This is a genomic window from Gluconobacter sp. P1D12_c, from assembly GCF_018812105.1.
In the GTDB taxonomy this organism is placed as follows: Bacteria; Pseudomonadota; Alphaproteobacteria; order Acetobacterales; family Acetobacteraceae; genus Gluconobacter; species Gluconobacter oxydans_A.
Window position 1 is genome coordinate 24,541 of sequence record NZ_JACSIQ010000014.1, and the last position, 9,414, is coordinate 33,954.

The 9,414-nt window shown below is 55.1% G+C and carries 6 protein-coding genes and 2 pseudogenes; 4 read left to right on the forward strand and 4 right to left on the reverse strand.

The window, feature by feature from the left end; genetic code table 11:
* Positions 1–45 precede the first annotated feature (45 nt).
* Positions 46–1,620 carry an APC family permease gene (locus tag KP705_RS13500; protein WP_099182972.1) on the forward strand — a complete coding sequence of 525 codons (1,575 nt, stop codon included), beginning with the start codon at positions 46–48 and terminating at the stop codon, positions 1,618–1,620.
* 3 nt (positions 1,621–1,623) lie between these two features.
* Here the strand turns inward: KP705_RS13500 and KP705_RS13505 are convergent, their stop codons facing one another.
* On the reverse strand, positions 1,624–3,996 hold the full coding sequence (locus KP705_RS13505; protein WP_215764630.1) for a glycoside hydrolase family 127 protein: 2,373 nt from the start codon (positions 3,994–3,996) through the stop codon (positions 1,624–1,626).
* A 175-nt stretch (positions 3,997–4,171) separates the two neighbouring features.
* On the opposite strand from KP705_RS13505, the gene KP705_RS13510 reads away from it, so the two are divergent.
* The gene (locus tag KP705_RS13510) at positions 4,172–5,635 is read left to right on the forward strand and encodes a peptide MFS transporter (RefSeq protein ID WP_215764631.1); all 1,464 of its coding nucleotides are present in this window, start codon (positions 4,172–4,174) and stop codon (positions 5,633–5,635) included.
* Positions 5,636–5,862: 227 nt separating this feature from the next.
* Positions 5,863–7,401 carry a DUF5597 domain-containing protein gene (locus KP705_RS13515; protein WP_215764632.1) on the forward strand — a complete coding sequence of 513 codons (1,539 nt, stop codon included), beginning with the start codon at positions 5,863–5,865 and terminating at the stop codon, positions 7,399–7,401.
* A gap of 154 nt (positions 7,402–7,555) precedes the next feature.
* On the opposite strand, the gene KP705_RS13520 is transcribed toward KP705_RS13515, so the two are convergent.
* From KP705_RS13520 to KP705_RS13530, 3 genes and pseudogenes are all read right to left on the reverse strand, one after another.
* Complete coding sequence (locus tag KP705_RS13520) at positions 7,556–7,816, reverse strand: hypothetical protein (protein ID WP_061509879.1); 261 nt, start codon at positions 7,814–7,816, stop codon at positions 7,556–7,558.
* Positions 7,817–7,965: 149 nt separating this feature from the next.
* Positions 7,966–8,082, reverse strand: a pseudogene (locus tag KP705_RS13525) (IS5/IS1182 family transposase); the annotation flags it as partial.
* Between the two features lie 325 nt (positions 8,083–8,407).
* The gene (locus tag KP705_RS13530; protein ID WP_215764633.1) at positions 8,408–9,253 is read right to left on the reverse strand and encodes a replication protein RepA; all 846 of its coding nucleotides are present in this window, start codon (positions 9,251–9,253) and stop codon (positions 8,408–8,410) included.
* A gap of 1 nt (position 9,254) precedes the next feature.
* On the opposite strand from KP705_RS13530, the pseudogene KP705_RS13535 reads away from it, so the two are divergent.
* A pseudogene (locus KP705_RS13535) lies at positions 9,255–9,414 on the forward strand (helix-turn-helix domain-containing protein); the annotation flags it as partial.

Below are 9,414 nucleotides of genomic sequence, written 5' to 3' on the forward strand. Positions count from 1 at the left end.
CGGAACAGACGTCAGCTCAAGCAGCCCGGATAACAGGAGTGTTTCATGCCCCACGAGGAATCAGGCTATTTCCGACAGCGCCTTGGCCTTTTCGACCTGACCATGATCGGCTTCGGGTCCATCTTCGGTTCTGGCTGGCTGTTCGCAGCAGCCCATGTGGCTGATATGGCCGGTCCTGCCAGTATTCTGTCCTGGCTTATCGGAGGCGTGGCCGTCCTGCTGATCGGGCTGGTTTACTGTGAGCTTGGCGCCGCCCTGCCTCTGGCGGGAAGTGTGGTTCGTTATCCAGAGCAGGCACATGGATCAACAGCCGCATTCCTGACCGGAGCGATGACCACCATCGCCTTTTCCAGCCTGATTTCCATCGAGATCGTCGCGGCCAGACAATATGCCGATGCCTGGACAGGCGGACTAACCCGCAACGCCAATGGCGATCCCACGCTGGCAGGATGGCTCGTGCAATTCGCGGTCATGGTGGTGCTTTATGCGATTAACCGGCGCGGCATCGGCAGCTTTGCCCTGATCAACAACATCGTCACCGTTTTCAAGTTTCTGGTTCCGACACTGGTCATCGTGCTGCTGCTGGCTCATCTGCGCATGGACAATTTCAGCCTGCATGGATTTGCGCCGCATGGATTTCAAGGCGTAGAAACGGCCATCTCCGCCGGTGGGGTCGTATTCGCTTATCTGGGACTCACACCCATTCTGTCCGTAGCAGGTGAGGTCCGCAATCCTCAGCGAACCATTCCTATCGCACTCATGGCCTCCATAATCTTAGCCATGCTGGTCTATCTCTTGCTACAGACCGCCTTTATCGGCGCGCTACCCAGCACTCTGCTCGCGACAGGCTGGAGCGGTCTCTCAACGCGCATGGCTCTTCCCTTTCATGATATCGCCGTACAGCTCGGGCTGGGCTTTCTAGCTATTCTGGTTGTGACAGATGCCATTCTTTCTCCCACCGGGACTGGCAATATCTATATGTCGTCCACGGCCCGCGTGATTTATGCCTGGTCCAGAAGCGGCACGTTCTTTCCCGTTTTCCAGAAAGTCGACACGAAACGCGGCGTACCGGACAAGGCCCTGCTGCTGACCTTCGGACTGGCCCTTTTCTGGACATTACCATTTCCTTCATGGCAGGCCCTGATCGGGGTCGTCTCGTCTGCGCTGATGCTCAGCTATGCCATGGCCCCACCTTCTGCCGCGGCGTTGCGTCGTTCCCAGCCTAAACTGTCCCGCCCTTTCCGCACACCATGCTTTGAAATTCTCTCCCCACTGGCCTTCGCCATCGCATCGTTGATTGTTCTCTGGACGGGCTGGCACACCTTGAGCTGGCTAATGCCAACATTGCTCGCCCTGACTGCCATTTTCATGACTGCGGCTTGGCGAAGTCTTTCTCGCGATGACTGGAAACAGAACCTCCGGTGCAGCTTCTGGATGCCAGTCTATTTTCTGGGACTGCTCGTCCTGTCGTGGCTTGGCCCTTTCGAAGGCACTTCACACCTGGGCCATGGATACGATGATATCGTCACGATCCTGTTCGCACTCCTCATCCATCACTGGGCCGCTGCCTGTGGCCTCAGGACACTTCCGTCAGCCACACACCTGCCCGTTCGCGCATAACGCTCAGGACCTGACAGACAGCACACGGACGTCAAAGAACGGTCCGCTTGTCCGGCCACTACCGGGCTCAATCCTCAGAGTGAAGATCTTCCTGCCACGTACCCAGGCTTCCGGGATCAGGGCCTCCACGTCCACGAACTGTGCAGGCTTGTCAGCAGGCCATTTCACATCGGGAAGCGCCCTGCCGTTTACCAGAAGCCGGGCACCACGCGTGCGGGTAATGTCCGCACTCCACACAGTCACCTTCAGGGCCAGTGGTCCCGGTCTGGTTTTCATGGTGCATTCAATAAACCCGCCAGAACGCAGATCCCTCCCGTTTCGTCCACGATAGACCAGGGGCCAGGAATTTTCTGCACGGAGAGCATGGTCATGCTCCTGCTGCATTTCCCCCAGATGAATCACATCGATCGTTCGTGCAGCGATGTCCTTCTGACGCTGCTGCTCCTTGCGATAAGACGCTTCTTCCTGTGTCCACTCCGCCTCTGAAAAACAACGGAGATACAAGGCACTCCGTCGCCTGTACTGAGCGTAAAAAGGCCTGAACTCAAGCTGAGACGGCCGCCCTGACTGTATCGTGCGAAAAACGGAGGCCTGATCTTCCACCGGAACAAGATCCTGCGTCAAATCGTCAGTAACAACGGCAGGGTCTACCGCATCATACACACCTTCCGCCGGAGCCAGATCAGCCGCCAGCACCAGTGGCCCGCGCAGAAGCGTCACGAGTTTCGGTTCATCAACCGGACTTTCCGTCCGCACTGTCATGGGAAGATCCAGCACGACGTGATCTCCCACACGCCATTTCCGATCGAGAACGATATACCCATCAGAAGAAGTCACTGGCACATCCTGGCCATTCACGGCCACACGGATCGGCTCCCTGACCCAGCCTGGCACACGCAGTGCCAGCCTGAAAGCTATGGGGGACTTCAGATCTTCCACCAAAAGACTGACACGCCCGTCGTGCGGATATCCGGTTTCCATCCTCCACGAAACATCCTTGCGGGCCCAGACCATCCGCGACGGGATATACAGATTGACGAAGAGCGTTTCTTTCCCTTGCCACCAGATGGAATCCCCGTGCTTGGCATGGCTTTCCATCCCCGTGCCGACACAGCACCAAAAGCTCTCCGTCGGAGTGGACCACTCCCGCACACCTGCCGTAATCGTGGGCGTCATATACGTGAACATGCCGGTCTGCGGGTCATGAGCCGCCAGAATATGGTTCAGATGCGCCCGCTCGTAATAATCGAACAGTGCAGCCTGCGGGTTCGATGCATAATGCTGACGGGTAAGCTTGAGCATGTTGTAGGTATTACAATGCTCGCAGGTCTGCTCGGTAATATGCTGTGCGATCGTATCAGGTTCGGAGAAATATTCCCGATCAGCGTTGCCGCCGATCACATAGCTATGATGCTGCGTGACAGCTTTCCAGAAAAACTCCGGACCAGTCATCCAGCGCCTATCCTGACTGACTTCAGCAATACGCCCCAAGCCAATAAGCTTTGGAATCTGTGTGTTGGCATGACGGTTCGCCAGATCGTCATGTTCCTCCATCAAAGGATCCAAAACGGGCCGATCATAAATCCGACGGGCCAGATGCAGCCATTTCTCATCCCCTGTCCGGGACGCCAGTTCCGCAAAACTTTCGTTCAGGCCGCCATATTCACAGGTCAGAACCTTTTGCACCTGAGCATCAGTCAGCTTACCGAAAAAGGTCTCCAGGAACTCTCCCAGCCCGACTGCGACTTCCAAAGCCTGATGACACTGACAATGAATGTGCGCATCAAACAAACCTGCAAAGGTTTTATGGAGATTATAAAGTGGTGACCACGCTCCGTTCAGATCGAACCCGGACGAACGGATATCGCCTGCCTCAATCTCGGCAAATATTCTTTTGCCATCGACCATCGCTCCGTCTTTTTCTTTGCGTGTAAAGCCAGCGATATAGCCATCGCCCCACTGCCCCTGAACGACAGCCAGTTCCTGCACGATATATACGACCCGCGCCCTGCACGCGATTTCACCCGTCTGAGCATACATCAAAGCCAGAGCAGACAGGTAATGACCCAATGTATGCCCGGCGATCGTGTCGCTTTCCCAACCGCCATACAGAGCGCCCTTCGGCAGGAGCCCAGCCTGTTTGCGGAAATTGTGAAGAAGACAGTCCGCTTCCAGACTAAGAAGATAGACCTTGTTACGTTCGACAGCGTCCAGCCACGGAGAGGGTAACAGCCTTATATTTGCAAGCGGTACTGGCGTGACATCTGCGTCAAAGCCACCCTGAAGCCGTGCCGCATAAGCACTCTGCCTCCCCCCTGCCACAATGGCATTCACACTCCCTGCAGCCGCACTAGCCAGCAGAAAGCGCCGTTTCATTTTGACAATCATGGCTTTCTCCCTACCTGCCGCGGAATGAGGTAATCCTACTTCATATATCGTATACCATTGCTGAACAACAATACAGCCTACGCCATCATTCCTTCATATTGTTTTCTTTCCAGAACGGAGATCTTTCTGTAATCGTATACGAAATAATAAACTTGGTGTTGTCATGGGTTCAAATACGCTCTCACCTCAAAAACGACGCTCCTCCTTTGCTACCGTTTTGGTCGCAGAAGCAGCAGAACGGGCCGGGTTTTATGGTGTAGATGCTATTCTGCTCCTGTTCATGGTTCAGCAACTTGGCATAACCGATCACAGAGCAGATCTCATGGTCGGTGCGTTCGCCGCAATGACCTACGCAACCCCTCTTCTGGGTGGATGGATTGGTGACTGTTTATACGGTCCACGTTGGACAGCCATCTTTGGCACATTTCTGTTAAGCGCTGGTTACGCACTTCTTGCATGCACCATGACATCCCGGTCTTTTTTCGAACCTGCTCTGGCATTAGTCGCGACCGGAAACGGGCTCTTCAAACCCAATGCTGCCCAGCTGGTGCGCCGCCTTTACGAAAGATCTCCGCTGAAGCGAGATTCAGCTTTTACGCTTTATTATATGGCAGCCAACGTGGGATCTGCCCTGTCCATGTTCCTTATTCCATGGGTGAGAAACACATTTGATCCACTGCTAGCCTTTTCTCTGTGCGTGGCTGGACCAGCATGCGCCTTGTTTATCCTCCTGACGCAAACCGGCACACTGCACGATCTTGGCATACTCACCAGACACTCCGTTTCCGCGAAGCGTGCGACTGCGTTCGGAACAGGATCTGTTATCCTATGTATACTGTCGGTGACGTTTGTTTTGTATAGTGCATCACTTGCACGTTTAGCAGTATTCAGTTGCCTCACAGTAGTATTCATTCTCTGGGCTACCCTTTATCGTCGTGCAACCCCGTCCGAAAAAGTAAACTTGGCCACCCTGGGCATCATGCTGATTCAAAGCATCGCCTTTTACTGCTTCTACCAGCAGATGCAGACGTCTCTCACCCTGTTCTCCCTGACGAATGTGGATGGGACTTTCCGTCTTTTGGGACATCGGATTGTCACTTTTTCTGCTGCACAATTTCAGGCGTTGGATCCTCTTTTCATCATTCTCCTCAGCTCGTCAATGGCCAGAATTTATAACGTCTTGAGCCGTCGGAACCGCGATGTCTCCTTGCCGACCAAATTCGCCATCGGGTTCGGATTTGTCGTAGTGGCCTTTTTGATCTGGTGGGGCGGCACACATCTGGCCGCAGGAAACCTGACCAGCGCATGGTTTATGACGGGCGGGTATCTCGCGCTTGCCATGGCAGAAGTCCTGATTGGCGGCTTGGGACTTGCTGTCGTCGCCAAATACGCTCCGGCCAGCCTGAATGGCATCATGGTTGGCGCATATTACCTCACCGTGGGGGCAGGTATGTATCTGGGAAGTGAAATCGCCAGTAAGGCTATTAGCACGGCCCGGTCTCAGGCCGTCCAAAGCCAGCACTACGAGAACTTATTCGGTATTCTGTGTCTGTGCGCTCTTGCCCTGGCCCTCATCACTCTTTTCCTTGCCCGACAACTCAACAGGATGGAGAAGCGCATACCCTGAAAAAACGTTTCTAATACGGAAGTTTTTAGTATACGATAGACGATAATACCCGTTAAGAACCCGGCAGCATGCATCATCACGACCGCTGCCGACAGCCATCCGGTCTGACAGACATGTGCCGTACCCAACCAAACCTTCCCTCATTACGTACACCACAGCTCTTACTGCGAGCCGCATTAACGGCCCTTGTGCTCGTGGTATCCGCTCATAGGGCCACTGCCGATGATATGCCGCGTCTTGTCGGAAAGGACGGTCATTTTCATCTGGAGGTAGACGGGAAGCCCTTTTTCGTTCTTGCCGCACAGATGCACAATTCCAGCGCATTTCCCTCAACTCTTCCGATATTCTGGGACACAGCGGCTCGTTTGCACGTCAACACGGTACAGGCCCCCGTTTACTGGGAAACTTTTGAGCCGTCTCCCGGTCATTACGACTTCTCCACGGTGGACCAGTTGATCGACGGTGCGCGCGCTCATCATGTGCGGCTGATATTATTGTGGTTCGGCACATGGAAGAATGGTGCCGGACATTACGTCCCGCTCTGGATAAAGCGAAATCCGCAGACTTATCCGCGCCTTGAAAACGCCGATCACCTTCCCTTGGACGGGATGTCACCTTTCGGGGAGCAGACACTCACCCGCGATAAAGCTGCCTTCAAAGCTTTAATGACCCATCTCCGAGAACATGACGCCAAGAGACATACGGTCATCATGGTGCAGGTGGAAAATGAACCAGGCCTGCTTGGCACGGCCCGAGATCACACCGTCACTGCCGACCGCACATTCGACGCCCCTGTTCCCACCGACGTCCTGAACGCTACAGGACAATCACGTCACGGTAACTGGAGCGAGGTTTTTGGCTCACAGGCGGCTGAAATCTTCAGTGCCTGGGCGGTCTCCCGCTACATTAATCAGGTCGCCGAAGCTGGTCGTGCAGTCTATCCGCTTCCGCTTTATGTCAACGCCTGGCTGCATTATCGCGGCCTGAAAGATCCGGGCACCGACTTCCCGAGCGGTGGCGCGACGTATGACATGCTGAACGTCTGGAAAAGCCAGAGCCCTGCCATCAGCATTATCGGCACAGACAGCTACACCAACAATCTCGAACAGTTCCATGGGGGCGTACTACCCTATCAACGAGAGGATAACGCGCCCTGGCTGTCCGAAAGCGGCATTACGGTTCCTAACGCCCGCTGGACCTACGACCTCATGGCGCGCGGTGGCATCGGTGCTTCCGTTTTTGGTGTGGATGACCCGGGTCATGACGAAGCAATTTCAGCCCACGGCCGCGATAATACCCTGCTCACTCCACTCATACCAACCCTTGTCACGGCTGCCAGCAACAACAATGTAGCGGCTTTGCTTGAAGAACGAGGGCTCCCCTCCCCGACCCATATATTCGGAAGCTGGATGGTTCGCGCCGCTTTCGGCGCCTCATGGGGACTGCCGGATCCAGCAGAGGCACCGTCAGACGGTCAGGAAATAGGTCGCGCCCTTGTCGCTCGTCTTGACGCCACACACTTTCTTGTCGCCGGAACTGGTGCGCGCATCAACTTCCTTTCCCGAAACCATGATGGCGGCATCCATGAAGTCGTGCGTGTCGAGGAAGGCACATACGATACACAGGGCGCATGGCATGTCGTGCGCATCTGGAACGGCGATGAGACCGATTATGGGATGAGTTTACCCGAAAAAGCCAGTGCAGCATTGCGAGTTGAAGTTCTGGACATTGCGCCTAGTTTTCCGCGCCATACAATGATTCCATAGGACAAGTGAGCGAGGCTCAAGAGCCAATGATATTCTTGTAGAAATCTGATCCAGACTTAGTCAGCAGAGCGACCTGTACGGGCAGCGGACCAAACAGATGGTGCGTCCTTCTCACGAGCTAAAGGCGCCTTTACAATCGGCCATACTATGCTTCTCATGGACCGAGAACTGTCACTCCGGAATACCTGAAATCTTCCGTGTTCTGTGTCACGACCGTCATGCCATGCACCAGTCCGGTCGCGGCGATGAGGGTATCGCGCTCCGGACACTGATCTGAAACATTCAGGTGAGCGCAGCGGCGGCCGACTGCCAGATCGACGGGAAGTATCCGGTTGGAAAATTCGGGTAGAACGTAGTTCTCCAGCCAGTTTTGCAGAACGCTTTCTTGGGCGGGATCCCCGCGCTCAATCCGCATAACGCCGACACCCAGCTGCCACGACGGTGATGGAGATAGAAAAGAGTCTCGGCCTCCAACTGGAGGGATCGAAGAACTATGGCATCCGCTCCGCGTTTTGAGCAGATCGGGAGCTCTCATCCGCTGGATTGTTACGCAGCGAGGCTGATTCATTCCAGGAGGAGGAAGTGGCGCATATTATAAATGATATTGACCAGCCCGATTCTCATAGTGGCTCGCGCCAGATCGACGGTCCGGATGAACAATCCCGTCTGTGATTTCTGGTCACCAAGTCCACGCAGCCGAGCAAGCCGCTCTTCAACATCAAAGAAACCGGCCTGCTTCATACCATCCCCCTCACCACAAGATGAATGAAGAAATTCAAAAATCACGCTGAATCAGTGACGTCTTACCTGGCTCTGTACATGGAGTACAGAGCTGGAACAGAAGAAAAGTCATCTCGATGAAAGCCTCGCCGGACCTGGTCCCTGATGGCAGCTGGACATGTAGCGGACATGAAAAACCATGTGAGCACTATGCCATAAAGAACATGACCATTGTGGGTGGCGTCACCGATTCAGCGTGGAATCAATCTGGGCTGATTGCGAACGTTCATGTGAGGATTTTGCCATTACGCACGGTCACGCCGCGGACCTGGGTGCGGGGCACGACGCAGGGAGACGGACGAAGGAGCAGACCGCGCTGCGTCACTTCGACATTCGCCTCGGGATAGGCGGTCATGACGTCCGGGAGGATTTCACGGATACGCGCACCCAGCTGGCGATGCTGCTTCATTTCCGCACCCACCTGCCCCTGCAACTGCGACCAACTCAGTTCGAGCGGCTTATTCAGCTTCGGCAGACGGTAGGCAAAGAATGTATAGAGGTCGAGACCAAGGCTGTTGCCAACCAGATGCGCGATGCCACGCTTGTCCGAGGGGACAGCATGCTCAAGAAGATTCTCGTGGAATTTCTGGTTCAGCTCGACCACGCCGTTCCACTCGCCCGAACTGGATTTCCAGAAGTCCAGTCCATCGGTAATGCGTGCATCGGTCAACTGGGTATGCTCTTCGCCATTGGCCCCAACCGAGGTGAATTGCAAGACGAACTGGCAGCGGGTCAGACGCAGGGTCTGTTTCTTGACGGCATTGATGGAGCCGCGAACGCCGCCTGTGATGGAAAGGCCGAGGCTACGCATGAAGGCCGTTTGGGTAGCACCCAGGGAGACAACGCGGCTCTTGAGGCCTTCGCTCTGCAAGTAAATGAGGATGAGTCTGGCCTTGGGACCGTATGGGACACCAACGTAATCACTACTACCCTTGCTCGTCAGTATCTGGTTGCCGACGTCGCGGGCTTCGGAACGGAACACACCAGGCTGCACCATGAGAGTGAAGCGGCCGGAAGTGTTTAGTCCCGGGGTTTGATGGTGTGGTATTTTCACGAGAGTGGAAGGAAGCATTATGGGACAGATACGTCATGGCAGCGCCACGACCACGCACGCCGTGCGAGCAGCCCTACAGCGATCGCAGGCTTCGCTCGCGGCGCTGAGCGAGGAGTTCGGGATCAACCCGAAAACCGTTGCGAAATGGCGCAAGCGCCAGACTGTCGAAGATCAGAAAA

What these genes read in the sequence shown, in the direction of transcription:
- KP705_RS13515 (WP_215764632.1), top strand. Translation starts at nt 5,863, where the DNA reads ATGCCGCGTCTTGTCGGAAAGGACGGTCATTTTCATCTGGAGGTAGAC.
- KP705_RS13530 (WP_215764633.1), bottom strand. Translation starts at nt 9,253, where the DNA reads ATGCTTCCTTCCACTCTCGTGAAAATACCACACCATCAAACCCCGGGA.
- KP705_RS13500 (WP_099182972.1), top strand. Translation starts at nt 46, where the DNA reads ATGCCCCACGAGGAATCAGGCTATTTCCGACAGCGCCTTGGCCTTTTC.
- KP705_RS13505 (WP_215764630.1), bottom strand. Translation starts at nt 3,996, where the DNA reads ATGAAACGGCGCTTTCTGCTGGCTAGTGCGGCTGCAGGGAGTGTGAAT.
- KP705_RS13510 (WP_215764631.1), top strand. Translation starts at nt 4,172, where the DNA reads ATGGGTTCAAATACGCTCTCACCTCAAAAACGACGCTCCTCCTTTGCT.
- KP705_RS13520 (WP_061509879.1), bottom strand. Translation starts at nt 7,816, where the DNA reads ATGCGGATTGAGCGCGGGGATCCCGCCCAAGAAAGCGTTCTGCAAAAC.